This window comes from Gabonia massiliensis (assembly GCF_001403595.1).
Classification (GTDB): Bacteria; Bacteroidota; Bacteroidia; order Bacteroidales; family Coprobacteraceae; genus Coprobacter; species Coprobacter secundus.
In genome coordinates, this window is the sequence record NZ_LN877940.1 from 1,276,122 (window position 1) to 1,301,873 (window position 25,752).

Sequence of the window (25,752 nt, forward strand, 5' to 3'; positions counted from 1 at the left end):
TAAAAAAGTCGGATATAGTTTAAGATAATATAATTTTTATGGTGATTTGGATACAGGCAGTCGAGAACCACATTGATGGCAATAAAATGCATTTTTATCGTGTTCTTGATTCCCACATTTAAGGCATACAACATCTTTCATGCGATGGCTGCGTATCATTTCTGAAGAAACGATACCAGTAGGTACGGCAATGATCGAGTAGCCGAGAAGCATAATGACAGTTGCAATCAATTGTCCGAGAAAAGTTACAGGTGTAATATCTCCGTAACCTACCATTGTGAGGGTAACGACAGCCCAGTATACGCTTTCGGGTATATTGCCGAATCCTGGGTTTACTTTACTCTCTACAACATACATGATGGCTCCTAATATAGTTACCATAATAATGATGAAATAAGAGAAGAGTAATATTTTTTTTGCGCTTCGTTTTATTGATTCGGCCAGATGGTTACTTTCTTTTACATATCGGGATAGTTTCAAGATGCGGAAAATTCGAAGTAACCTCAGAGATCTGATAATGCTGAAATACCGGGTACTACTAAATAGAATACTAATAAAAGCAGGGAGTATAGAAAGAAAGTCGATAATGCCATAGAATGAAAATATATATTTCTTTTTATTGGGAACGCAGTAAATACGTAAAATGTATTCTATTGTGAAAAGAAAAGTTATAATCCATTCTCCTATGTGGAAGGGTATGAGGTATTGCTTATCATATTCTACGATACTCTCAAGCATAGAGAGGAGGACACTAAAAACAATGACAATCAGAAGCAATACGTCAAACAGTTTTCCGCCCTTCGTATCTGATTTAAAAATGATAACGTAGAGTTTTTGCTTTAGTTCATCTGATGGTTTGAATGATGTCATATTATGAACCCTCTTAAAAAAATAAGACAGTATATATACCCACTGTCTTATATAACAAATAGGCGGTTTATTTTGTTTTTAATTAATCTTCGCTATCAAAGTCGAAATCAAAATCGAAGGTGTCGTCGAAATATTGTTGTTCGGTAAATTTTTTTAGTTCTCGGCTATCTCGTTTTGTCGGTCTTCCCATACCTTTACTTCTATTGATAAAACCACTGATACGGCTCAATTCGAGTATCTCCATTTGTTCAGGAGGTGTCACGTTTTCGAGAAATTCGGGTACGAGCTTAGCTCCCATTCGGTTTTCTGTCAATGCTAATACTTTGAAAGAATATGTAACTGGTGGTTTACGTACTTGTATGATATCTCCAATTTTGATAGTACGTGAAGGTTTTACTGTGGTTCCCGATACCGATACCCGACCTTTTTTACAAGCCTCGGCTGCAATAGTACGGGTTTTGAAAATGCGGGTGGCCCACATCCATTTGTCTATACGCACTTCGTTTTCTTTACCCATAGTTCGTTTATTTATTGTTGAACTGTGTCATGGTGAGTTGTATTCCGGCTAAGCAAAAACTTTTGATTATTTCACCTGCCCGTTCAAATTTCTCGGGTAATATTTTTTCTTCCTCTGGAGGAAAACTGCCTAAAACAAAATTTACTTGTCCTCCTCGAGGAAAGTCATTTCCGATACCAAATCGTAAACGTGCATAGTTATCGGTTCCTAATATTTGTTGTATATGTTTTAGTCCGTTATGTCCGGCATCACTACCTCTCGGTTTAAGTCGTAAAGTACCGAATGGTAATGCCAAGTCATCGACAACAACTAAAAGGTTTTCGATGGAAATATTTTCTTTTTGTAGCCAGAATCTTACAGCGTTACCACTTAGATTCATATATGTGGATGGTTTCAGCAACACCAATGTGCGGCCTTTGATTTTCATCTCGCATGTGGCTCCGTAGCGGCCATCACTAAAAATAAGATTGGACGCCTTAGCTAAAGCGTCCAATACTCTGAATCCTATGTTGTGTCGGGTATTTTCGTATTCACTACCGATATTGCCCAACCCTACAATCAAATATTTCATTTAAGCAATATTATTTACCACTTTTTGCTTGGGCACCTCTGGCTGCTCTTGTCAACTTAACGGCACAAACCACAGCATTTTTGGCATTCATGATTTCAAGACCTTCAAAATGAAGATCTCCTACCTGCATAGTCTTACCTAAACCTAAATTGTCTATATTGATAACCAACTTTTCAGGGATTTGAGTATATATAGCTTTTACTTTAAGCTTTCTCATTTCGAGACTTAATTTACCACCGGCTTTAACACCTTCAGAGTGACCTTCAAGGGCTACAGGAACTTCCATTACGATAGGTTTCTTATCGTTAACTTCAAGGAAATCCATATGGAGGATACGGTCATTTACCGGATGGAATTGTACGTCTTTTACAACGGCCATTACTTTCTTTTCTCCGATGGTCAGATCTACTGCAAAAATTTCGGGAGTATAGATAAGTTTGCGAACAGCGTCATTAGAAACAGTAAAGTCTGTAACGATAAGACCTTTGTTATTAGCTATTTCAACAACTTTTTCTCCAGCTTTTAATGCTTTATTACAAGGCATTTCAACAATTTCTCCGCCATTGAGTACTGCAGGGATTAAATCTTGTTTACGGATAGCTTTTACAGCTTTTTTCCCCAAGTCTACACGGGGAATTCCTTCTAATTGGAATGTTTTCATTTGTTTAATTTGTTTGTGTTACTCAAAATTAGTTTGCTTCCTAATTTCCCATCACACGGTACTATTCAAAAAGCGAGGCAAAGGTAAAAATATTTTTTGATAATCTAATAGGGAGATTCAATATTTTAATAAGATTGTTTGGGTAAAAAGTTTTTAGTCAATAAAATCTGGATATATCATATGTTATGTCTGGTGAGTTTTATAATTGAAGTATAGATAATATTTGTCGATTTGGTGCGGAAATTTATGTGAAAATTAGTTCTGTATGTTTTTGTTTTTAACTATTTTTGTAGCTCACTATAATCCTTAAATTATACATATTAAAATAACGAAAGGCAAATTATGAAAGGTAAAATTTTAGTGACCGGTGGTGCCGGATATATTGGTTCGCATACTACTGTAGAATTGCAGAATGCCGGATATGAAGTTGTGGTATTGGATAACTTATCTAACTCCAATGCAGGTGTTATTGATGGTATAGAACATATTACGGGAATTCGTCCGGTTTTTGTTCAAATGGATCTTCAAGATAAAGATGCTCTTCGCAAACTATTTGAAGAGCACAAGGGCATTAAAGGCATAATTAATTTTGCAGCGAGCAAGGCTGTGGGTGAGTCGGTACAGAAACCTTTGTTGTATTATCGCAATAATTTAGTGACGTTAATGAATTTGTTAGATCTTATGCCGGAGTATGGGGTAGAAGCTATTGTATTTTCGTCTTCTTGTACTGTGTACGGACAGCCGGATATCTTGCCGGTAGATGAGAAAGCGCCTATAAAGCCTGCGATGTCACCTTATGGTAATACTAAGCAAATATGTGAGGAAATTATTAAAGATACGATATATTCCGGTGTACCATTTAAATCGATAATTCTTCGTTATTTTAATCCGATAGGAGCTCATCCGACTGCAGAAATTGGAGAATTACCTCTTGGAGTTCCTCAAAATTTGTTGCCTTATGTAACTCAGACAGCTATGGGGATACGTGAGCAGTTAAGTGTTTTTGGAGATGATTACAATACTCCTGATGGTTCCTGTATTCGTGATTATATCAATGTTGTGGATTTGGCTAAGGCTCATGTCATTGCTGTGGATCGTATGCTTGGAGGTAAGTCAAAGCAAGATGTAGAAATATTCAATTTGGGTACCGGAAAGGGCGTTTCGGTATTGGAGTTGATTCAAACTTTTGAGAAAGCTACAGGAGTAAAAGTCAATTACAAAATTGTTGGTCGACGTGAAGGTGATATCGAAAAAGTATGGGCAAATCCGGAATGGGCAAATAAAGAATTAGGCTGGGAAGCAAAAGAAACTCTTGAAGATACTTTGGCTTCTGCATGGAAATGGCAACAAAAATTACGTGAACGCGGTATCATGTAATATTTGCAAGAGCATTTTGGTAAGTTTTAGAATTATTTGAAAATTGAAATTATTTAAGCGAATTTCATGGTCATCTGAACTATGGGATTCGCTTTTTCTATAAAGGAAGAGTTATAACGGGATTCCGTAATTGTGTTTTACTTCATCCATAACAAATGTACTGGTTAAAGATCCTAAACTATCGATACTACCTAGTACATTAAGGATGAATTCCTGATAGTATTTCATATTGGGAGCATGGATTTTTAATAGATAATCATAACTGCCCGAAATATTATAACATTCGGTTACTTCAGGAATGTCTTGTACGATTTTTGTAAATTCAGCAGCAATATCCCGATTAAGTTTAGAGAGTTTTACACTGCAAAATACGATAAATCCTTGATTGAGTTTCTCTGCGTCTAATACAGCAATATATTTTTTTATATATCCTCCATTTTCGAGGCGTTTAAGACGTTCGAAAACTGGGGTAGATGATAAATTTACTTGTGAAGCTAGCTCTTTTGTCGTAAGTCTGGCGTTACTTTGAAGAATACTCAGTATCTGTAAGTCTGTTTTATCTAAGGTGTCCATAGAAAAAATTTCTTTTAGAAGATATTTTTGTTTATTGTTTTATTCTTATTTTCTAAATTCTTACACAAAATTAGTTTTATTTTCTAATTATAAAAAATATATTGAATTTTAATTCTTTAATTTCTAATTTTGTTAGAAAATAATTTTATAAAAATTGTGATTATGAAAACAAGAAAACTACGTTTTGAGACATTACAAGTACATGTAGGACAAGAACAACCCGATTTAGCTACGGGTGCACGTGCTGTACCTATTTATCAGACAACGTCGTATGTATTTCGAGATTCGGCTCACGCTGCGGCACGTTTTGGGTTACAAGATCCCGGAAATATTTATGGACGATTGACCAACCCTACTCAGGGGGTATTTGAAGAACGTGTGGCTGCACTCGAAGGGGGTATTGCAGGTTTGGCCGTAGCTTCAGGTGCAGCAGCTATAACCTATGCTTTTGAAAATATAACACGGAGTGGTGATCATATTGTTGCAGCTAAAACTATCTATGGAGGCAGTTATAATCTGTTAGCACATACTTTACCGGCTTATGGGGTGACTACAACTTTTGTAAATCCGGAGGATTTATCTAATTTCGAAAGGGCAATCCGAGAAAATACGAAAGCCATATTTATTGAAACTTTAGGTAATCCGAATTCAAATGTTATAGATATAGAAGCAGTTGCAAATATTGCACATCATCATAAAATTCCTCTTATTATTGACAATACATTCGGTACTCCTTATTTGATTCGTCCTATTGAGTATGGAGCAGATATTGTAATACATTCTGCGACTAAATTTATTGGGGGACATGGCTCTTCGTTGGGGGGAATTATTGTGGATTCGGGTAAATTTGACTGGGTTGCATCGGGAAAATTTCCGCAGTTAACTGAACCCGATCCAAGTTATCATGGAGTGCGTTTTATCGATGCAGCGGGAGCAGCAGCTTATATTGTACGTATACGTGCTATTCTTTTGCGTGATATGGGTGCGACTATCAGTCCGTTCAATGCTTTTATTTTATTACAAGGTTTGGAAACATTGTCTCTACGTGTAGAACGGCATGTGGACAATGCGTTGAAAGTAGTAAAGTTCCTTCAGAGCCATCCTAAAGTAAAGAGTGTAAATCATCCAGCATTGTCCGGTCATCCTGACCATCTTTTATATAAACGTTATTTTCCCCGTGGAGCTGGATCTATTTTTACGTTTGAGATAAAGGGGGGTGAAAAAGAAGCTCATCGTTTTATTGATAGTCTGGAAATTTTTTCTTTATTGGCTAATGTTGCAGATGTAAAATCTCTGGTAATACATCCGGCGAGTACTACACATTCACAGCTTAGTACGGAGGAACTTACAGAACAGGGAATATTTCCCAGTACGGTACGTCTGTCTGTAGGGATAGAACATATTGAGGATTTGTTAGATGACTTAAGGCAAGCTTTCGATAAAATATAATATTAAGGAGATAGTTGAGTGCTGGTATGGAGAATACGAGGATGATTTTATCTGGTTAATGGAAAGTAATTCAAACTTGTGAGATTACTAATAATCAGTTTGTGCCAGAAACAATTTAATAATGAAATTGTAATTATAAATAGATATATTTTTGTGCTTTATTGTGGAATATAGTAATTTTGAAAAATTAAGAATGTTTTTTATTTGTCTAGGGGAGTAATAGAATGAAGTATTTATGATTGTTCTAAATATCTGTTGTTATGATGCAGTGTAATAATAATAAGAGGCAAACTTTGTATATCAAAAATATGGTCTGTGATCGTTGTATTATGGTAGTTCGCAATTTGTTTGAATCTATGGGCATAAGCACTGAATCGGTAGAATTGGGAATAGTTTGTGTTGTGACTTCAGTTGAGGAAGATAATCTTTATAAATTAAGAGAGTCTTTGTATGAATTGGGATTTGAACTGATTGATGATCGAAGGCAACAAATTACGGAGCAAATAAAAAATGAAATTATAAAATTGGTACATCATGATAATGGGTGTTTAAAAGAGAATTTATCTGATTTTTTGACGGAAATAATGCGTTGTGAATATAGCCAGTTGAGTAAATTATTTTCTGAGACAACAGGTACGACTATTGAAAAATATTTCATAGCACAGAAAATAGAACGTGCAAAAGAACTGCTTTTTTATGGGGAATTGTCATTGAGTCAAATTGCGGATGCGATGAATTATTCCAGTGTAGCTTATCTAAGTGCTCAGTTTAAAAGTGTAACAGGGGAAACACCCAGTTCTTATAAAAAGCGAAAGCAGAATAGGCGTACTCCATTGGATAAAATTTGATTATCGGACCAAAAATCTTATAAATCTATCCCACAATTTTGTAAAATTTTTTTCATTATTTCCTATTACCTTTGTCTGTTCTAAGGAGGAAATATATAAGCATGTCACAACGAAAAAAATTTATATCATTACTGTTATTCATCGTCTTTTTGGCAGTGATGGGAGGACAGTTATTGATTATTAGTACATGTATCTATGGTGTAGGAAACTGTAAAAGCGCTGATTGTTGCCATACGGGAGAGGCTGTTTGTAAAAGTGATATTCCGGTTTCGGACAGGACCGGAATGATATGTTGTTGTAATCATTCTATAAAGGGGTATTCTTATATAAGCTCTTTGTTTCAGAAAGAAGATTATAATGTTCGTATCGTAATATTGAGTTTGCCTCCTAAAATAGGAGTTAGAAGTTTATGTCAGGAACCTTTTTATACGAGTGAAAGTATTGTAGAACAGTTTGTCTTTTTTATATCGGATGTTCTTTCATCTGCGACAGGTTTACGAGCGCCACCTATATTTAGTTAAAAAGTAACATTGAAGCCAGAAGGTTTAGTGTTTTTTGTGTATCTTTTTAATAAAATATAGATATTTATGGGAAAAATGAAATTTCTAATCATATTGTTTTTTGATTTTATTGCAAGTGGAGTCCTTTTTGCCCAGGGATTGCGGGGAGAGGTTTTTGGTTCTGACGGAGAACCTCTTATTGGAGCTTCGGTTTATTGGGCAGAGACGAATGCTGGGGTAAGTACTGACAGCATAGGTCGTTTTTCGATTCATAAAGTAAAGGGTTATAGTAAACTTGTAGCTTCATATTTGGGATATATCAATGATACGTTGGATTTGAAAAAGAATAACAATAACGATTATGTACGATTTTTGCTTCAGGAGCAGGAAGTCGCTTTAAATGATATAGTTATTGAAGGTATTCAAAGGGGAAATTTGATAAAACGTGACGGTATTGCAAAAAATGAACTGATTACTTTTGCTGGATTGACTAAAATGGCTTGTTGTAATCTTGCCGAAAGTTTTGAGAATTCGGCTTCAGTGACGGTAGGTTATAGTGATGCGATTTCGGGAGCGCGTCAGATAAAGATGCTTGGATTGGCCGGGACATATACACAAATACTTGATGAAAACCGGCCGATAATGCGAGGTCTTAGTGCACCTTACGGATTGGGGTATACACCGGGGATGTGGCTTAATTCTATTCAAGTGTCCAAAGGTGTATCGTCCGTTACTGCTGGGCATGAAGCTATTACCGGACAAATTAATTTGGAATATCGTAAGCCAGTGGACGACGAGAGATTGTTTGTAAATGTATATGTCGACGATGAGCTACGTACAGAAGCTAATGTTTCTACGGCATTTCCAGTGACGAAAAATAAGAAATTGTCGAGTATCATTTTGTTGCACGGTTCTGTAGATACAGATGTTCGCAAAATTGACCATAATCACGACCATTTTCGGGATTTGCCCAAATCAGATCAGGTAAATGTAGCTAACCGTTGGTTATATATGGCAGATAATGGCATGCAAATGCGTTGGGGATGGAAGTTTGTACAAGAGAATCGTTTAGGCGGGATGTTGGGATATAACGATTCGGAAAATATGCGTGAGGCTATGTATTCTGATTGGAGCAGTAAAAATAAGCCTTTATACGGCTCGTTTATTAAGAATCGCAATATTAACGGTTACTTGAAAATTGCAATGCCTGTCGGAAAAGCTGTTTATGATTCTGACGAAAATGATGAAAAACGCTCAAATGTGGCATTGGTAGCAGATTTTGATCATTTTAACGAGAATGCTTATTGGGGGTTAAATGATTATACTGGGAATGAAAATTTGGTTTCGGCTAATTTGATGTATAACCATTATTTTACCTATCGTTCTTCTCTTATTGTTGGCACACAGATGTATTTTTCATATTATCGGGAGGGGCTAACCAATCGAACTCCATGGCTGACCGAATTGCCAGAGCAGATGAAATATTATAATTTTGATCGTGATGAGGGAGAGATTGGTGCTTATGCTGAATATACATATGCTTTTAGGGACAGATTTTCGGTAGTTCTTGGGGCGAGAGGAGATTATAATCGTTATTATAATCGTTTTTTCCTGACACCTCGTGGTCATATTAAGTGGAATATTTTTCCGTTGACAACATTACGAGCTTCTGCCGGACTGGGTTATCGCTCGACCAATATCATTACTGATAATATTGGTGTATTGGCGACAGGACGGCAAATTGAAATTCCGGATATGAGGACTTTTGACCGTATGGAAAAGGCCCTTACGGTTGGAGGTAGTATAACTCAGACATTTTCTTTGGTTGGTTCAAATGATGCATCATTGAGTTTTGATTATTTTCGTACACAATTCTATAATACTGTAATTGTGGATCAAGAAATGTTTGCAGATAAAATAGTTTTTTATAATACGGGTAAGCGCTCGTTTACCAATACTTATCAGGTAGACTTTTCATGGACGCCTGTTGCTCGGTTTGATATTTTTGCTACATTCCGATATACAGATAGTGAAGTAACTGTTCGTCGGCATGGAGAAAAATATATCCATGTCGAAAGACCATTGGTGAGCAGATATAAGACATTGTTGAATATGCAATATGCGACGAAATTTCGTCGTTGGGTGTTTGATGCTACAGCCCAGTTTAATGGGCCTATGCGTATACCTACACAAACCGCTAATCTTCAGGATAGTTATTATTCTCCACATTATCCGGTTTTTTATGCACAGATAACGCATAAAATTGGTAAATTCGATATTTACATTGGTTGTGAAAATATAGGTGATTATCGGCAGGCGGATCCGATATTGAATGCATCAGAACCTTATTCGGCTGGTTTTAATTCGATGAATGTATGGGGCCCTTTGATGGGACGGAAGTTCTATGCCGGGTTCCGTTTGAATTTGTATTAGTTAGATATTGAAAATTGATATGAAAATGAAAAGAATTTTAATTATTTGTTTTGCACTAATACTTGGAATTGGGATTAGTGAGGCTCAGGAAACGGGACAAAAGAAAGTCGTAACTACTGTATTCAAAACGGATATTGTATGTGAGAATTGTGTCAAAAAGATTATGAATAATGTCCCTTCTTTAGGAAAAGGTATTAAAGATGTGCAAGTAGATCTTGCAAAGAAGAAAGTAACAGTTGTATATGATGTGAGAAAGAACAATGATAAGAATATAATAAAAGGTTTTTCATCTCTTAAGATAAAAGCTGAACCAGTAAAGGAGTGTGATAAACAGTAATTGTTCTATATATAAAACAGTTTAAGGCAGTTTTTTTAACTGCCTTTTTTGTATTTATTATCATAGCCTTATCATTTTGTTAATTATTGTAAAATTAGATTAGAATAATTTTTAATTTAGAATTATTCTAATTATATTTGCATTATCAAAATGAGGAATGGATGATGAGTGATATAGAGATAATAGATATGTTTAAGTCTAAAGGTATAAAAGCAACACCTCAAAGAGTTGTGGTGTATAAGGCTTTAATGGAGTTGAAGCATCCTTGCGCTGAAGAAGTGATTGAGCAGGTTAGAAGTAAAACGCCTTTAGTTTCTGTTGCGACGGTTTATAATGTACTTGAGTTTTTTTTCAAAAGCGGACTCATAAATAAAGTACTGACAGGAGATAACCGCATGTATTTTGATGTTGATGTACACGAACACCATCATTTATATTGCTCTAATAAGCATGAGATTGCTGATTATTATGATGAAGAGCTTTCGGATATTATTCGAAAACATATTCAAAATAAAAAAATACCTGGATTTAAATTAGAAAAAATTAATTTGCAATTAATAGGAAATATAGGAGAATAATAACCCAAAAACTAAAGAGAAATGGAAAAAAGTATTAAAGGAACAAGGACAGAACAAAATTTATTGAAATCATTTGCCGGCGAATCTCAGGCACGCAGTCGTTATACATTTTTTGCCAGTGTAGCGAAAAAAGAAGGTTATGAACAGATTGCGGGAGTGTTTATGGAAACTGCCGAACAAGAAAAAGAACATGCTAAGAAGTTTTTTAAATATCTTGAAGGAGGAATGGTTGAAATTACAGCTTCTTATCCTGCTGGGGTTATTGGTACTACGGTTGAGAATTTGAAGGCTGCAGCAGAAGGTGAAAATGAAGAGTGGGCTGATCTTTATCCTGAATTTGCCCGTATTGCTGATGAGGAAGGATTTAAAGCAATTGCTGTGACATTTAGAATGGTAGCTAAAGTTGAGGCTGAGCATGAAGCTCGTTACCGTAAGTTACTGGAACGTGTTGAAGCAGGTAAATTCTTTGAAGAGGACGAAGAAATCGAATGGCAATGCCGTAATTGCGGTTATGTACATAAGGGGAAGAAAGCTCCAGAAAAATGTCCGGCATGTGCACATCCACAAGCATACTTCGAACGTAAGAAAAATAATTATTAAATAATTTGCTTACTTGAACGACAGACTGATTTTATCAGTATATTTGCATAATTAAGAATATAACCGAACTTAACTGTGATGATAAGTGTTTTAGAATAGGGTAACTGTTACCTTCATTCTGAAACACTTTTTTGATATTAAATAATTTTTTAGTAGAATGGATTTTTTGGAAGATTATCACTTGTTGGGACTCGTAATTGGTATATCTACTTTTTTGATTATCGGTCTTTTTCATCCTGTTGTTGTCAAAGTGGAATACTATTGGGGCACGAAGGGCTGGTGGCTTTTTCTTGTTTTAGGAGTAATCGGAATTATATTTTCAATATGTACGTCTAATGTATTATGGGCCGCATTGTTAGGGGTATTCGCTTTCTCTTCTTTTTGGACAATAAAAGAAATATTTGAGCAGGAACAACGTGTAAAAAAAGGATGGTTTCCTCGAAATCCAAAAAGGAAGTATCCGTGGGATGATGAAATAAGAAGTCATGAAAAGTGATGAAAAAGTGGATTTGTAGGATTTGTTTTTTATGATTTGAACTTGTCTTTTTTAATCAATTTTTGTTTAAGTCATTGGGCAGTTATTCTAATAAGCTTAAATTTTTGTATCTATATTTGTTCATTACATCCGAAGCGGCCGTTTATCATTAAGAAAGATTTAGTTTATGAATAATCAAAAAGCAGGGGACCTTCTCAGGCTTCTGCTTTTGAAGAATAAACAGATGAATAAAACTCTGTTTATTGAAAAATATATTGTTCAATTAGTCTTTCTTTTTACAATTAGTCGATAACCCGACGCGCTCCGATATAACGTTTTGAATAGTAAGTAGAATTTATCGATTCTTCACAGATGCCTTTTGAGCAGGAGGCGTGTATGAATTTGAAACTTCCATTGGGTAATACTTCTGATACTAACCCTACATGTCCAACCCTTGAAGTTGTTGTATTTCGACCTTTGAAGAATACTAAATCTCCGGGTTTCAATTCATCTCGTGTTACAGATTTACCCTGTCGGTATTGAGAGGCTGATGAAGCGTTCAAAGTCATCGATAACTTTTTGAATACATAACATGTAAAACCTGAGCAGTCAAAACTCGATGGACCTTTACTTCCACTACGATATGGGCGACCTTTAAATTTGAAAGCATATTTAAGTAAATTGTCTACTATGTCATCAGATGTGTCGTCTTTGTTTACGACAGAAATGGAAGGGACAAGGTCTTCGATGTAAACAGAAGGTTTTGCCAGTTCCATAATAGTTTTATGACCGATAGGTGATATATACTTGGCCTGGGAATGATGTGTATTTTGTGCTTTTACTGTTGCAAATAAGGGTAAAGCAAAGAGTATGAATACAATAAAAAATAGGGATAATATATTGTTTTTTAATTTTGGATACTCCATTTTCCGGTGCTTAAATTAACATTCACGTATCTTACAAAATTAAGTGTTTAATATAAAAAATGCAATACAGTTAATTATTTATTGTTTGATTATTATCACTTATTAACATTGTGTGTTTTACATATTTTGTTATACTTTTTTGCCTCAAATCTATTCTTTTCGCTGTTTAAGATATTGAATATTATTTGGTCGTTATAATTATGATGTATAGGGACTTTTTCAATGGTAAATTATTATTGGATTATATAAAGATTCTTCTAAAAATATGGCATATCGATTTTTTAGTGATGAAATATGTTGATTATATTCAAGTAGTTCAGGGTATTAAGGCGCTCATTTTTTTAAGATGTTATTTAGAATGCTTCGTTGATGTTAAACATAAAACCTGTACTGCCTTTTCCAAAGCCTAAATCGAGCCGTACATTTACTCGTTTTTTAAACTCCCAACGGTAACCGATGCCATAGTTGGGAAGTGTTTGTTTGAAATTGAATGTTTTGAAATCTTTGTATACATTTGCTGCTCCAGCCCATACTGCAATGCCATTACGACGCCATATGTGCTGACGTAGTTCTACTTGTAATTCGGTTATATTATTATCTCTGTATTGGCCTTCATAGTATCCGCGCATACGGGCAACACCTCCTAAACGGCTCATCATTGTCCAAGGCACATCTCCGTAGTTAAATTTGCTATGGAAGTCAATGGCTATGACGCCTCCTTTCCATATCTTTTTGTACCAGTCTACAATAACGTCTGTCATATAAAAAGCATATTTATTTCCCATAAATGATGGATATATACCTTGTTCAAATTTAACATATATACCTTTGTAAGCATTTGTTATCAAATCTCTGGTATCATATGATATGGAGGCTCCAATTCCGGTGGTTAAGGTCGTTTTTTCTTGCCCATGTAATAATTCGGGTTTTGAAAAATCTCGTCCTGAAACATAATCGAAACTGACCATCGGTCCTAAGTATAAGTTATGGGACAAACGGAATAAGAAATCGAATTTTACTTGGTTTTGTAATCTGAGGTAGGTACTTTTATTGTCTTTATTGGCTCCATCGTGGTATCCCCAACCCCAGAAATTACTGGGGAAAGAGAAAAAATATAGATTGTATAATAACCGATATTTATCTCCCGGAAAAATATTGGTTCCGCGTACACCTAATAAATAGAATCCTGTAATCGAAACGTTTCCGTAGACGGACATTACTGATGGTTGAGTAATGGTATCGTGCTGGTCCATACGATAGACTCCTGCAGCAACTAAGCCAATACCCAAAGAGGTTGTGCTCGAATATTGTGGTCCGCCTATGATACTGAAATCAAATTTTTTATTTGGATGAGGTTTGTTGGCATTAACAAAATAGTCGGCAAAACGACGGAAAAAAGTTCTTTTTTTTGTAATGGAGTCGACTGTAGTTTTCGTCGAATCGATAGAATCGGGTACGATATTTGTAAGAATTTCTCCGGCTGGTATGCTATCGGTCAATGTAGCCGCCGAAATTGTCGAAATCATAAATAAGCATATAGCCGTGAGAATTTTAATCTCTTTCATAAAATGGATGTTCAAATCTATCCTTAATGAGGATTGTTACAAATTAGTTTATTGTTTTTTTACAGATATTTTTGGCGCTTTTATTGTACGACAAAGATAATAGAAAACTTCTTTTGTTTCTATCAGTTTTCCCTCGTTTTGTCGAAATCTTCTTAATTTTTAATAATCAAGTACTTTTATTTTCAAATAAAATGTATATTGTCAATAATGATTTGCTTTTTTTATTTAAAGTTTAGGAAACTGGGTATATTGGAATAAGATAGTAAATGGTACTAAAAGATGTTTCTTAATTGTTTATTTACCACTCTAAACTAATTTGCATATTTTTGTACAGTTGTTTTAAAGATATGAAAACGATTCTAAAATTACACGATTTGGTTCCCCGTATACCTGAATTACGATTTCGAAAACCTATAAATTGGGAAATCAAAGAAGGAGAACAATGGGCGATTATCGGACCTAATGGTGCGGGGAAGACACTATTGGCTGATTTAATGCAGAAAAAATTGGCATTGAGAGAGGGTGAAATTATTTTTCATGAAGATGAAAATATTTCTGAAAAGATAAAGTCTATAGCATTTAAGGATATTCATTCTTTTGCTGATAGCAAAACGACTTATTACCAACAGCGTTGGCATTCTACTGAAACTGACGGTGTCCCTACAGTACGTGAATTGTTGGATAAAAATCAGAATGATGAGGTTATCGATGGACTTTTCAAGTATTTTAATATCGGAGAAATGCTTGATAAGTTGGTGATATATTTATCCAGTGGTGAACTTCGTAAATTTCTTATATTCAGGATATTGTTGACTCGACCTCGTATTCTTATTCTCGATAATCCTTTTATTGGGTTAGATGCTTCATCACGAGGTATTCTGAATGAACTTTTGAAACAAATGAGTGAGTTAAACGGGTTACATGTAGTTCTTTTATTGTCGAATCCACAAGATATACCGGATATGATTACAGATGTACTTCCTATTTGTAATTGTGAATGTGGAAATCCTGTTAAAAGAGAAGAGTTCCTTTCTGATACAGTTTTGATGAGGAAATTGTTTCCCGTAAGTTTTCGAGATATCGGCCTGCCAATTCAGGTTTCAAGAGTTTCGGAACATAATGTTACTTTCAGAATGGAGAAAGTAAATATAAAATATGGTAAACGTATCATACTTAAAGAACTCGACTGGGAGGTAAAGAATGGCGAAAAGTGGGCTTTATTGGGGCCGAATGGGGCAGGAAAGTCTACTCTTTTAAGTTTAATATATGCTGATAATCCTCAATCGTATGCTAATACATTATATCTTTTTGACCGAAAACGGGGTACAGGAGAAAGTATATGGGAGATAAAAAAACGTATTGGATATGTTTCTCCCGAAATGCATCTTTATTATATGGAAAATGTTCCTGCTGTGCAGATTGTGGGATCTGGCTTTTTTGATTCTGTAGGACTTTATCGGAAGTGTTCGTCTGAGCAAGAACGTATTGCGATGAACTGGATGGAAGTTTTTGGAATTTTACATTTGCATGAGCGTTCGTTTTTGAGTTTATCTTCCGGAGAACAACGTCTTGTTTTATTAGCTCGTGCATTTGTCAAGGATCCCGATCTTCTTATTCTTGATGAACCTTTGCATGGACTGGATATTGCGAACAAAAAGAAGGCTGGGTTTGTTATTGAAAAGTTTTGTAATCGTCCGGGGAAAACATTGATATATGTAACACACTATCCTGACGAAATGCCAAGTTGTATTGATCATCGATTTAATTTAAAGAAGAATTGTTGATTATACAAATGTATTTTTTACTTTTGTATATTTTTGAATTCTAACAGATAACAAAATGACAATTTTGAAAAAAAATATTCCAGTAGGGTTAGCAAGCGATCATGCAGGCTATGAGTTGAAAGAGTATGTGAAACAGCTTTTGACTGGAAAAAATATTCCTTTTCATGATTTTGGAACTTATTCGACAGAAAGTGTCGATTATCCGGATTTTGCCCATCCTTTAGCGATTGCTGTTGAAAAAGGCGAATGTTATCCCGGAATAGCTATTTGTGGTAGTGGGAATGGAATAAATATGACATTGAATAAACATCAAAGTATAAGAGCGGCTTTATGCTGGATTGAGGAAATAAGCCGTTTAGCACGTTTGCATAATGATGCTAATGTTTGTGTTATGCCTGGTCGGTTTATTGATCATCCTACAGCGAAATCAATAGTTGAGACATTTCTTTCTACTCCATTTGAGGGAGGGAGGCATCAAAAGCGAATAGGAAAAATTCCTGTAATATAGTTTTTTGATAAGGCTCGATTAAGTGTTTCAAAAAAACAAAGCGGGATAAATTTAATAATTTATTCCGCTTTCTATAATAATGTTTCTTTAGCGTTAGGTGTAATCCCAATTTTACAATGCAACCTTCTGAGTTACTGAGCCAACTTTGACAATGTAAATTCCTCGTGGTTGCATTTGTATCTCTGTAAGTCCAGGCCCTACATTTCCATTGAAAACCAATTGTCCTAAAATAGTAAAGACTTTTGCCGATTGCTTTTTGGAGGAACGTATGTAAATATAGCCGTCACTACTATAGATTTCGATTTCATCGTCCGACTGATCACTATTTAATGACTGACCCTGAAATACATAATTATCTTCTGTCATATCAGCATTGTCTACGGGCTGTGCTACTTCATGGGATGAGTCGTTCCAATAATCCGGAAGTAATGATTGTGCAGCACTTGAAGCTGCCACCAGCCACAAGCTAAGCAATACACCCGAAATTTTTATCACTTTCATATCCCTAAGTTTTTTAAAAACAGATTAAAATCGCTATAAAAGTACTTCTTTTTTACAATAAAAAAAAGCTTTTCTCGTTAATTATCGAAAATCTTAGAAAAATAGTTTTTAGGATAGTTTATTGTAGAAATGTAAATTTGAAGTTTTTAGTGATTAAAAACGAGAGGGGGGGGGAGAATTACAATCATAATAATGGGAGACTTTTGCTCAGGAGAAATGTGAAAGGTAGATAAATAATTGTTCTTTGGTTATTCTTTTATACAGTTCTTCCTATATTTCGATAATTTTTGTTGGCAATGTGATAATTTGTGTTTGGTAGTCTGTGAATAATTGGGCAAAAAATAAATTTATTTGGAGTAATTTCTTCCTATTTTATTAAATTTGTAACATAATTATGAAATAATACTATGGATTTTGCTAATTATATAACAGGCTGTATACTTATTATTGCAGGTTTTTTAGTGTATAAGTTTCCTTGTTTTATTGCTGGTTACAATACTTTGTCGAAGAATGAAAAAGAAAAGATAGATATTCGGCGTCTTTCTTGTATGATATGTAATAGTTTTGTCATTATGGGGGCTGGGATTATTGCATCTCATTGTTTTTTACGGCTGGTGGGTTCTCCGATGATTATTAATTTCTTAGTACCTGTGTTTGTATTTCCTATTACTATCTATATATTTTTTCAGATTCACAAATATTCTCATGGGACACATATCAATATGCTATATCATCGCTCTAAGTCTGTATGGGTAGTTATTGTTGTGGCGTTGACATTGTGTGGAGCTGTATTTTATTCTTTCAGGTCTCCTTCGGTATCGTTGAGTATGAAGGATGTTACTATATCGGGAAGTTATGGACAAAGTTTCCCGTTGAAAACAATAGAGTCGGTAGAGCTCATCGATAGTATGCCGGGAATACGTATACGAACAAATGGATTTTCGATGATGGAAATACGTAAGGGGCATTTTTTACTGGATAATGATTTGCCTGCAATTTTGTATTTAGAGGAGGGTCATGGTCCTTATGTCCTTATTATGCGGCGTTCGCTGGAGCCTGTATATATAAATTTTACTGATAAAGAAAAAACGGAGACTCTTTATAAAACGTTGAAACAGCGAATTATCAGAAAAGAAAATGTCTAGGAAGTTGTGTGGAAAATAGAATGTTTTGATTTGATTTTTATATTTGTGATTAAAAAACTAACTCTTTTTTATAAAGTGGAATCGGACAAAAGGTCGTGATGTATTTGTTTGGTTATTTTACGTCAAATTTAAATTGCTTTTCAGATAGGCCTTGCTCATTTATCATATTTATATTTATATACATGTTGTCAACTGTTATGTCTAAAATATGACGGTTTGAATTGATTAATAGTGGAAATTTGCATAGTGTTTTGTCTGGAGAGTAATATGCATGTCGGTGTATATGTCCACTAAGCATAAGGTCTATTCCTGCATTATTGAGAATAGGTATAAATTTTGATTGAACTTCAAGTGACCCATGCCAGGTGTCACCTGTTGGGGGGACATGAATCAAGACAATGTGAACTGATGCTTTTCGATATTCGTTTGAGTTGATTATTTGTTTCAACCAGATAGCCTCTTCATCTCTATATTTATCAAAATCTGCAAGTCCGTTATATTCGATATCCGAATCAGGTTTGTCTTCTCCACCATCAAGTACGATGAAATATACGGGACCTCTGGAAAAAGAATAGTAGGGTTGTCCTGTAGGGGAAGGAAAAAGATTAGCGTATTCTTCCGAGTAGTTTCCTCGTGTTTCATGGTTGCCTCTTACCATAAAAAAAGGAATGGTTTTAGCATATAGTTGTGAAGAAGTATTGATAAAACTTTTATACATTTGTTGTGCAGAATCCATTTTATTTACCATGTCTCCGTTAAGTATCATGAAGTCCAATGAAGCAGAATCTATTGCATGAAATAGACTAGAGTAACGTTCTGTATTTTCGTGTATATCGTTTACTACGGCAAAGTGTATTTTATTTTTTGAGGGAACTGTGGTAGAGAATATGTAGGGTTTCCCTTTGTATACATCGTTGGCAATTGTACGTCCGTATCTTATATCCTGATGTTCTTTATGAGTAATTTCTTTGGAAAAAATGCGGTAACGATATGAGGTAGCGGGTGTAAGTCCGGTAATACGGATTTTGTGCAGTTTCCCGATTTTTTTTCGACCAAAATTCGTGTCAAAAAATTGGGGACGTTCAGCTGCATAAAAATGTAATGTATCGTTGGGGGCAATTTCTACCCATGATACGGCATCTTTGTTGGTAGCCCACATGATTGTTGCTTCCGTTCCGGAAACTTGTTGTAAGTAAGGCTGGCAGGTGAAAATAAATTCTGATTCTTTTGCTTGAGCATGAAATAGCTGTCCGGTAAAAATTGCTACTATGATAAAATACAATTTACAATGTTTAGTCTTATCTTTTGAATATAAATATTTTGTATGATTCATAATACTAAGGTATAAGATGATTGAACGATATCAGTCTGATAATTTGAGATGTAGTTTGTTTTAGGTTTTCTGCCGTAATTTCAGGTTGCATTGCTTGAGAGAGCGGTATTGCGGATGATTGTATGCAAAATACACCTAAGAATCCTGCGTCTGTAAGCAGTTTCCTGTCTTCAATTGTTCCACCAAGAGCAATGACTGGAATCGATTTTTTTTGTGCGGCAAAAAGAACCCCTTGAGAAAGTTTTCCCATGAGGGTCTGTTTATCGATTTTGCCTTCCCCTGTGATAATTAGGTCTGCCCCAGTAATTCTCTTTTCGAAATCTAATATTTTGAGTATGGTTTTTATTCCAGATTTGAGTGTAGCATTAAAAAATGTTGTAAATGCAGCACCCATACCTCCGGCTGCTCCAGCTCCGGGAGTATGGGCGATATCAATTCCAAATTGTTTTTTTATACAGAAAGCAAATCTGCGTAGGCCTTTGTCTAATATTTCTATAGCAGCAAATGAAGCACCTTTTTGACTGGCAAATATGTGAGCAGCCCCTGATTCTCCGTAAAGTGGATTATTGACATCACAAATAATTGTGAAATCAGAGCGTAGAAGGGATGCCTTTACTCCTGATATATCGATGTGAGATAATAGGTTTAAGGATTCTCCCCCTTGGGTTAATGGATGTCCATTGGCATCTAAAAATCTACATCCTAAGGCTTCGAGCATACCTTTGCCGGCATCGTTAGTTGCGCTGCCTCCTATCCCTATAATAAAATGCCTACACCCTCGAGCATAGGCGTCGGCGATAAGTTGTCCTGTCCCATAAGTGCTTGTTATAAGTGGATTTCTCTCTTTTTCCGTAAGTAGAGTCAGTCCACTGGCTGAAGCCATGTCAATGATCGCAGTATAGCTATCGGAGTTTTTTATTATGCCATATTCTGCTGTGATTTCACGCATCAGAGGATTATATACTTTACATGTTGTGTATATTCCATGGAGAGCATCGATAAGGGTATGCATAGTACCCTCTCCTCCGTCGGCAACAGGGATTTTTATTACGTGGGCTGATGGAAGAGTCATATGTATTCCTTCTTCTATTGCTTGAGCAACCTGTAGAGAGGTCAGAGAGCCTTTGAAAGAATCAGGAGCAATGACGATTTTTTTCATAAGTCCAGTTTTTGATAAAGTACTTGCTGTTGGTAATTTTTGTAAAGGTATATAATCATTGTAAATTTGGCACATATCTTTTGAATATTTTGCAAAATACTTTTTGAGGTAAGAATAATTGAATCTGGCTTGTTATATTTCGTGACAGATAAATATGCAGGCCAAAATAATCATAGAGTAGTGTAAATGGAGAAATATTTAATGAATAAAAAATTTGGATAGTATTCGTAAAATCATTTACTTTGCACTCTGTTTGTGAAAGCAGTAAAAAGTATCAATAAAAAAATAAGATAAAGCGATGTCGAAGATTTGTCAAATTACCGGAAAGAAAGCATTGGTTGGCAATAATGTCTCGCATTCAAAGAGACGCACAAAGAGAAGATTTAATGTCAACTTGTTTACTAAGAAGTTCTATTGGGTAGAACAGGATTGTTGGATCAGCTTGAAGATTTCAGCTGCAGGACTTCGTCTCATTAACAAAGTGGGGTTGGATGCTGCATTGAAACAGGCTGCCGAAAAAGGGTATTTAAACGCATAATTAATTGAAAGATGGCAAAGAAAGCTAAAGGTAATAGAGTACAAGTAATTCTCGAATGTACAGAGCACAAAAATAGTGGTATGCCTGGTACATCAAGATACATTACCACCAAGAACAGAAAAAATACCACGGAAAGATTGGAATTGAAAAAATACAATCCTATCTTGAAAAAAGTAACTATTCACAAAGAAATTAAATAAGTTTAGGTCATGGCAAAGAAAACCGTTGCATCATTACAAAAAGGTGAAGGACGTACTTATTCTAAGGTGATTAAAATGGTAAAATCTCCTAAGACAGGTGCTTATATCTTCCAGGAAGAAATGGTTCCTAATGAAAAAGTAAATGAAGTTCTTGCTAAATAAGTAAGATTTTCTATAACAATATATAGGAGGGTCTGAATAACCAATCATTGGTTATTCAGACCCTTTTTTATGACAGGTAAATTAATAGGACGTTCGGATTGATAGAATAGTAAGAGGGGGGAATTTTATCTTTTTCTTGGAAAGGATGTGAAAGAGGTATTGTATTTATACTTGTTATTGGAAATGGGGATGGATAATCCATTTTCTCAGGATAGTATTCTGTAAAGGCGGGTAAAGAACCGATTTAAAAGCTAAACAAAAGTCGAGATATAAGTGTTTATGGAAGGATAGGATAAAGAATAATCTTATGAAAAAGTTACAATTATCTCTGATTGGTGGTTTTTTTGCGACTGTTTTTTTACTTTTGGTAATCGGAGTTGAGAATATGACTGGTATTTTGTCATTTGATACTCCTAAATTTCTGATTGGGTGGGCAGGTGGAATTATTTGGGTCGAATGGTTAATACACCTATTTTTTGGTTGTTTGTTTGCTATTATATATTCATTTCTTTTTATTAAGGTTTTGGAATGGATTCCTTCCAATGTATTTAGAGGTGCTGTATATGGACTTCTGATTGCTATACTTTTACAGATTATCATATTTATGTCCGACAGTGAAATAATGGAGAGTGATTTGTTGGTGGCTTCAGCAGGTATGGCTATAGCCTATATTGTATATGGTGCAGTATTAGGAATGGTTGTGACGCGTTCGAGATAGTTTTTCTATCTCGATTCTTTTATTTTTTTAAGGTCTTGAACGAGAGTAAATGGCAAGTAACTCCTATAGCGACAATTAATAGTAATATCGTTATCCATAATTTGTTGACCAGATATATCGATAATAGTATTGTTATCCATAAGGTAGATATAGAGATGATTTTATTTTTGATGGATATAGCGTGGTATAGGCGATAATTGCGTATGCAGTTACCAAAAATGGGAACTTTCATCATGCGCTGGTAAAGTTTGGGGGATGCTTTGGTGTAGCACCAGGCTGTAAGCAGCCAAAATGGGGTAGTAGGGAGTACAGGAAGAAAAAGTCCCAATGCACCTAATAGCAGACAGAGCGAGCCTGCTATTAGCAAAAAAATTTGAGTAATGGATGATGATTGATTCATCGTCTAAATAAAACGGAATCTTTCATCAATAGTAAACCCTCGGAGCAATTCGTCTGCATTTAATCGTTTTTTCCCTGCCAGTTGTAACGTTTTGATGCGTAAGAGACCATCGGCACAGGCAACATCAATATATTTTTTCCCGTCACAGCGTATTTCTCCTGTTTTCATTTTTGTATTTTCCGATAAGCACGTGGTTTCATATATTTTTATTGGATATCGTGTACCGTCAGGAGCTTCAAGTTCACTCCATGCCGATGGGTAAGGCGAGAGTCCTCTAATTAGATTATGTATTTTCTTTACGGAGTTATTCCAGTCGATGCGACAGGTTTCTTTGAAAATTTTTGGGGCAGATTTGAGAGAGATGTTATTTATCATCGATTCTTGTTCTATGGTGTTGACAGAACCATCGAGTATCATATCTACGGTTTGGGAAACCATTTCTGCTCCCATTATCATGAGACGATCATGTACGGAACCGGCATTATCCGTATCATTGATTGTCATGTGTTTTTGTAGTATTATTTTTCCTGTGTCGATTTCGTGTGTCAGGAAAAAGGTTGTGGCACCGGTTTCTGTTTCTCCATTAATGATGGCCCAGTTTATCGGAGCTGCTCCTCTGTATTGAGGTAGTAGAGATGCGTGTAAATTAAAAGTACCGAGTCGTGGCATATTCCAAACTACTTCGGGTAACATACGGAAAGCAACGACAATCTGCAAATCGGCTTTCCACTCACGCAAAGCGTTAAGGAATTCTTCATTTTTCAATTTTTCGGGTTGTAATAAAGGCAGATTTTGAGATAGAGCGTATTCTTTAACGGGGGAAAATTGTATTTTATGACCGCGTCCAGAAGGCTTGTCGGGCATAGTGATGACACCTACCACATTGTAATTATTTTCGATTAGATGTCTAAGGCTCTCAACTGCAAAGTCGGGAGTTCCCATGTATACTATTCTGAGGTCTTTTTTCTCCATTATGTTTGCTCGTTTTTTTGAATTAAAATAATAAATGACAAAATTACGTATTTTACTTTGAATAAATATACCTCCCTTTCAAGGAGAAAAATACCTTGATATTTTTGTCACGAAAAAATTAGTCCGGTCAAAATAATTTATATAAAAATTATGGATTATAATCCGGATTGATAAAATTACGAATATCCAGCAATACACGGTAAGCTTCGGCAGCAGGGCTGTGTGCGTTTATTTCCGTTGCGCTCGTATAATAAAACATAGCCATTTTCATATTTCCTTGCTTTCGATATACATTGCCCATTAAATAGTAGGCTTCATCGTCTTCTTTGTTTCTCTCTATCCGGTGAGAAAGAAGATGAATGGCCTCATCGAGACAATTATTGTCAATCAATGATTTTATATGATTTGTAGTCATATCGTAGTCCATAACTTAAATATTAAGTATTACAAAGATACAAATATGATGACTAAAAATGAATTTGTTTTTAGTTAAGAATGATGTGCTGATAATAAAAAATGCATTTGGAAATTAATTTATAATTTCTTTTACACCAAAACTATATTGCTCCATTAAAGAGCGGGTATCACTGACAAAGCGAGAGATAGATGTCCAAAGAAGTTGGGGAATTGAATCTTTTTTTTCTGAGATATGAGCGAGAGGCAATATTTCGTATCCTGGACCTGCACCATGTGCCGGACGACGAGTAAAATGCAAGATGTAGCCGGCTGAGATGATTCGAATCTGTTCGTGTTCTTTACAGATTTTCACTTTTAGCATAATTCCTCCGTCACAATATCTTTTTTGCATGTTGGAGACAAAATTTCCTAATGAATAGGCTACGAGTGACTGAGCAGAACCTGTTGAATCGGAGTGTAATTCGATAGGTTGTACAACATGAGGGTGTGATCCGATAATGAGTTGTACTCCGTTTTTTTCTAACCAATTTGCCAGCATCTTTTGTGTTTTGTTCGGATGCCGATAATATTCATCTCCCCAGTGCATACAAGCAATTAGCAATTCTGCACCTTTATTTCGAGCCGAGTTTATATCTTGCTTTATTTGGAGAGTATCTATAAGATTTACAACAAAGGGGGCTTGAGGGGAAATACCGTTTGTTCCGTATGTATAGTTAAGAAATGCGATATGGATGTTGTTGATTGTTTTTATCATAGGATAGTTATGCTGTCGTTCCAAGGAATTTCGATAAGTTCCTATATGAGTGATAGATAGAGAGTCTAATTTGTTAAGAGTACGTTGGGCTCCTTGGGTATAACGGTCGAGACAATGATTATTTGCTGTCAGGAAAATATCGAATCCGCATTCTTTTAATGCTTTGGCGAATTCGTCGGGAGAGCTGAATTGCGGATATCCGGTATATGGTTTATCCCCCAATGTGGTCTCAAAATTTATTATTGAAATATCAGTTTGGGATATGATGTTTTTGACTGGAGCCAGACAGGATGTATAATCGTATCCTGTATCAGTACGAGCAGAGTTAATTTGAGGCAGATGTTGCATGGCATCACCTCCAAATAACAAAGTAAGAGTGTCGGCAACAGGAAATTCTATTGCTTCTATATCTTTATTGGCAGATGTTTTTTTATTAGTTACTTGTGTACAAGCTACTGATATAAGCAGGGCTGCTATAAAGTATTTTATCATTGATTTCAGATTATGGTTGGAATTATTCTTAGAAGTATTTGTTTCCTATTATTATAATTTTATCCTTTCATAAAATTGTCCAAAATTTGGTCAGCTATAGGAATGTCTTTTTCAAATAGTTGTAATCGGACTCCACTTATATCTTCATTGAAAATAGGATAGAGTGTTGACATGTTTTCGTTTGACAAGAAACAAGGAACACCGTTTGCTTCAAGTATATTTTTTGCTTCGTGGGCTTCATATACATTCTGAAATGTTCTGTATACGACAATTTTACTATCTTCCATAATTCTCTTTTTCCCAAATATAAGAAAAGTCGGTCATATAACCTCTTATAATTTTGATAAAGTTATTATATAATATTGTTGAGACGTGTTATGATGAAGTCA

Annotated in this window: 31 protein-coding genes; 16 read left to right on the forward strand and 15 right to left on the reverse strand. The window is 35.3% G+C overall.

Features of this window, described 5'->3' with window-relative positions; translation table 11 throughout:
• Positions 1-36: 36 nt before the first annotated feature.
• The 4 genes from BN2628_RS14900 to BN2628_RS14915 form a co-directional block, all read right to left on the reverse strand.
• Positions 37-870, reverse strand: a complete 834-nt coding sequence (locus BN2628_RS14900; protein WP_055098650.1) for an ion transporter — start codon at positions 868-870, stop codon at positions 37-39.
• 82 nt (positions 871-952) lie between these two features.
• Positions 953-1,387, reverse strand: a complete 435-nt coding sequence (locus tag BN2628_RS14905) for an RNA-binding S4 domain-containing protein (RefSeq protein ID WP_044227428.1) — start codon at positions 1,385-1,387, stop codon at positions 953-955.
• 7 nt (positions 1,388-1,394) lie between these two features.
• Positions 1,395-1,958, reverse strand: a complete 564-nt coding sequence (gene pth / locus BN2628_RS14910) for an aminoacyl-tRNA hydrolase (RefSeq protein WP_044227424.1) — start codon at positions 1,956-1,958, stop codon at positions 1,395-1,397.
• A 10-nt stretch (positions 1,959-1,968) separates the two neighbouring features.
• Positions 1,969-2,619, reverse strand: a complete 651-nt coding sequence (locus BN2628_RS14915) for a 50S ribosomal protein L25/general stress protein Ctc (protein ID WP_055098651.1) — start codon at positions 2,617-2,619, stop codon at positions 1,969-1,971.
• A gap of 342 nt (positions 2,620-2,961) precedes the next feature.
• Here BN2628_RS14915 and galE point away from each other — a divergent pair, with 342 nt between their 5' ends.
• A complete protein-coding gene (gene galE / locus BN2628_RS14920) occupies positions 2,962-3,996 on the forward strand; it encodes a UDP-glucose 4-epimerase GalE (protein ID WP_044227418.1) in 1,035 nt (344 codons plus the stop codon).
• A 111-nt stretch (positions 3,997-4,107) separates the two neighbouring features.
• Here the strand turns inward: galE and BN2628_RS14925 are convergent, their stop codons facing one another.
• On the reverse strand, positions 4,108-4,569 hold the full coding sequence (locus BN2628_RS14925; RefSeq protein ID WP_044227415.1) for an Lrp/AsnC family transcriptional regulator: 462 nt from the start codon (positions 4,567-4,569) through the stop codon (positions 4,108-4,110).
• Between the two features lie 162 nt (positions 4,570-4,731).
• Here BN2628_RS14925 and BN2628_RS14930 point away from each other — a divergent pair, with 162 nt between their 5' ends.
• The 8 genes from BN2628_RS14930 to BN2628_RS14965 all read left to right on the forward strand — a co-directional run bounded on the left by BN2628_RS14930 (position 4,732) and on the right by BN2628_RS14965 (position 11,810).
• Complete coding sequence (locus tag BN2628_RS14930) at positions 4,732-6,018, forward strand: O-acetylhomoserine aminocarboxypropyltransferase/cysteine synthase family protein (RefSeq protein ID WP_044227412.1); 1,287 nt, start codon at positions 4,732-4,734, stop codon at positions 6,016-6,018.
• Between the two features lie 260 nt (positions 6,019-6,278).
• Positions 6,279-6,866: a helix-turn-helix domain-containing protein gene (locus BN2628_RS14935; RefSeq protein WP_074024203.1), complete on the forward strand. Its 588-nt coding sequence runs from the start codon at positions 6,279-6,281 to the stop codon at positions 6,864-6,866.
• Between the two features lie 101 nt (positions 6,867-6,967).
• Positions 6,968-7,387, forward strand: coding sequence for a hypothetical protein (locus tag BN2628_RS14940; protein ID WP_044227409.1), 420 nt, complete (start codon positions 6,968-6,970; stop codon positions 7,385-7,387).
• 75 nt (positions 7,388-7,462) lie between these two features.
• Positions 7,463-9,799 (forward strand): TonB-dependent receptor, encoded by a 2,337-nt coding sequence (locus BN2628_RS14945; RefSeq protein WP_055100450.1) that lies wholly within the window; start codon positions 7,463-7,465, stop codon positions 9,797-9,799.
• Between the two features lie 25 nt (positions 9,800-9,824).
• On the forward strand, positions 9,825-10,136 hold the full coding sequence (locus tag BN2628_RS14950; protein WP_044227660.1) for a heavy-metal-associated domain-containing protein: 312 nt from the start codon (positions 9,825-9,827) through the stop codon (positions 10,134-10,136).
• 161 nt (positions 10,137-10,297) lie between these two features.
• On the forward strand, positions 10,298-10,714 hold the full coding sequence (locus tag BN2628_RS14955) for a Fur family transcriptional regulator (RefSeq protein WP_052431474.1): 417 nt from the start codon (positions 10,298-10,300) through the stop codon (positions 10,712-10,714).
• A gap of 21 nt (positions 10,715-10,735) precedes the next feature.
• Positions 10,736-11,314, forward strand: a complete 579-nt coding sequence (gene rbr, locus BN2628_RS14960) for a rubrerythrin (RefSeq protein ID WP_055098652.1) — start codon at positions 10,736-10,738, stop codon at positions 11,312-11,314.
• A gap of 157 nt (positions 11,315-11,471) precedes the next feature.
• On the forward strand, positions 11,472-11,810 hold the full coding sequence (locus tag BN2628_RS14965) for a DUF4491 family protein (protein ID WP_044227407.1): 339 nt from the start codon (positions 11,472-11,474) through the stop codon (positions 11,808-11,810).
• A gap of 281 nt (positions 11,811-12,091) precedes the next feature.
• Here the strand turns inward: BN2628_RS14965 and BN2628_RS14970 are convergent, their stop codons facing one another.
• Together BN2628_RS14970 and BN2628_RS14975 are read right to left on the reverse strand one after the other, a co-directional pair.
• The gene (locus BN2628_RS14970; RefSeq protein ID WP_052431473.1) at positions 12,092-12,715 is read right to left on the reverse strand and encodes a C40 family peptidase; all 624 of its coding nucleotides are present in this window, start codon (positions 12,713-12,715) and stop codon (positions 12,092-12,094) included.
• A gap of 353 nt (positions 12,716-13,068) precedes the next feature.
• Positions 13,069-14,280: a BamA/TamA family outer membrane protein gene (locus BN2628_RS14975; protein WP_052431472.1), complete on the reverse strand. Its 1,212-nt coding sequence runs from the start codon at positions 14,278-14,280 to the stop codon at positions 13,069-13,071.
• A 347-nt stretch (positions 14,281-14,627) separates the two neighbouring features.
• On the opposite strand from BN2628_RS14975, the gene BN2628_RS14980 reads away from it, so the two are divergent.
• Positions 14,628-16,064, forward strand: a complete 1,437-nt coding sequence (locus BN2628_RS14980) for an ATP-binding cassette domain-containing protein (RefSeq protein ID WP_044227405.1) — start codon at positions 14,628-14,630, stop codon at positions 16,062-16,064.
• A 55-nt stretch (positions 16,065-16,119) separates the two neighbouring features.
• Positions 16,120-16,572, forward strand: a complete 453-nt coding sequence (gene rpiB / locus BN2628_RS14985) for a ribose 5-phosphate isomerase B (protein ID WP_044227403.1) — start codon at positions 16,120-16,122, stop codon at positions 16,570-16,572.
• 111 nt (positions 16,573-16,683) lie between these two features.
• On the opposite strand, the gene BN2628_RS14990 is transcribed toward rpiB, so the two are convergent.
• Positions 16,684-17,073 carry a T9SS type A sorting domain-containing protein gene (locus BN2628_RS14990; protein WP_044227400.1) on the reverse strand — a complete coding sequence of 130 codons (390 nt, stop codon included), beginning with the start codon at positions 17,071-17,073 and terminating at the stop codon, positions 16,684-16,686.
• Between the two features lie 407 nt (positions 17,074-17,480).
• On the opposite strand from BN2628_RS14990, the gene BN2628_RS14995 reads away from it, so the two are divergent.
• Positions 17,481-18,218 (forward strand): DUF3784 domain-containing protein, encoded by a 738-nt coding sequence (locus tag BN2628_RS14995; RefSeq protein WP_044227397.1) that lies wholly within the window; start codon positions 17,481-17,483, stop codon positions 18,216-18,218.
• A gap of 112 nt (positions 18,219-18,330) precedes the next feature.
• Here BN2628_RS14995 and BN2628_RS15000 read toward each other — a convergent pair whose 3' ends face one another.
• Both BN2628_RS15000 and BN2628_RS15005 read right to left on the reverse strand, forming a co-directional pair.
• Positions 18,331-19,551: a purple acid phosphatase family protein gene (locus BN2628_RS15000; RefSeq protein WP_021930929.1), complete on the reverse strand. Its 1,221-nt coding sequence runs from the start codon at positions 19,549-19,551 to the stop codon at positions 18,331-18,333.
• A gap of 4 nt (positions 19,552-19,555) precedes the next feature.
• Positions 19,556-20,710: a glycerate kinase family protein gene (locus BN2628_RS15005; protein WP_055100454.1), complete on the reverse strand. Its 1,155-nt coding sequence runs from the start codon at positions 20,708-20,710 to the stop codon at positions 19,556-19,558.
• A 298-nt stretch (positions 20,711-21,008) separates the two neighbouring features.
• On the opposite strand from BN2628_RS15005, the gene rpmB reads away from it, so the two are divergent.
• The 4 genes from rpmB (at position 21,009) to BN2628_RS15020 (ending at position 22,328) form a co-directional block, all read left to right on the forward strand.
• A complete protein-coding gene (gene rpmB / locus BN2628_RS15010; RefSeq protein ID WP_021930927.1) occupies positions 21,009-21,248 on the forward strand; it encodes a 50S ribosomal protein L28 in 240 nt (79 codons plus the stop codon).
• A gap of 11 nt (positions 21,249-21,259) precedes the next feature.
• The gene (gene rpmG / locus BN2628_RS15015; protein WP_021930926.1) at positions 21,260-21,448 is read left to right on the forward strand and encodes a 50S ribosomal protein L33; all 189 of its coding nucleotides are present in this window, start codon (positions 21,260-21,262) and stop codon (positions 21,446-21,448) included.
• A gap of 9 nt (positions 21,449-21,457) precedes the next feature.
• The gene (locus BN2628_RS16910; protein ID WP_021930925.1) at positions 21,458-21,610 is read left to right on the forward strand and encodes a DUF4295 domain-containing protein; all 153 of its coding nucleotides are present in this window, start codon (positions 21,458-21,460) and stop codon (positions 21,608-21,610) included.
• A gap of 307 nt (positions 21,611-21,917) precedes the next feature.
• Complete coding sequence (locus BN2628_RS15020; protein ID WP_044227392.1) at positions 21,918-22,328, forward strand: DUF6789 family protein; 411 nt, start codon at positions 21,918-21,920, stop codon at positions 22,326-22,328.
• A 19-nt stretch (positions 22,329-22,347) separates the two neighbouring features.
• On the opposite strand, the gene BN2628_RS16915 is transcribed toward BN2628_RS15020, so the two are convergent.
• The 5 genes from BN2628_RS16915 to BN2628_RS15040 form a co-directional block, all read right to left on the reverse strand.
• On the reverse strand, positions 22,348-22,728 hold the full coding sequence (locus tag BN2628_RS16915; RefSeq protein WP_074024205.1) for a YbaN family protein: 381 nt from the start codon (positions 22,726-22,728) through the stop codon (positions 22,348-22,350).
• Between the two features lie 3 nt (positions 22,729-22,731).
• Positions 22,732-23,700, reverse strand: coding sequence for a methionyl-tRNA formyltransferase (fmt, locus tag BN2628_RS15025; protein ID WP_044227389.1), 969 nt, complete (start codon positions 23,698-23,700; stop codon positions 22,732-22,734).
• A 148-nt stretch (positions 23,701-23,848) separates the two neighbouring features.
• Entirely contained in the window at positions 23,849-24,127 is a 279-nt protein-coding gene (locus tag BN2628_RS15030; protein WP_044227387.1) for a tetratricopeptide repeat protein, read from the reverse strand.
• Positions 24,128-24,229: 102 nt separating this feature from the next.
• Positions 24,230-25,363: a CapA family protein gene (locus BN2628_RS15035; RefSeq protein WP_044227384.1), complete on the reverse strand. Its 1,134-nt coding sequence runs from the start codon at positions 25,361-25,363 to the stop codon at positions 24,230-24,232.
• Between the two features lie 59 nt (positions 25,364-25,422).
• The gene (locus BN2628_RS15040) at positions 25,423-25,650 is read right to left on the reverse strand and encodes a putative signal transducing protein (RefSeq protein ID WP_052431470.1); all 228 of its coding nucleotides are present in this window, start codon (positions 25,648-25,650) and stop codon (positions 25,423-25,425) included.
• Positions 25,651-25,752: the final 102 nt, after the last annotated feature.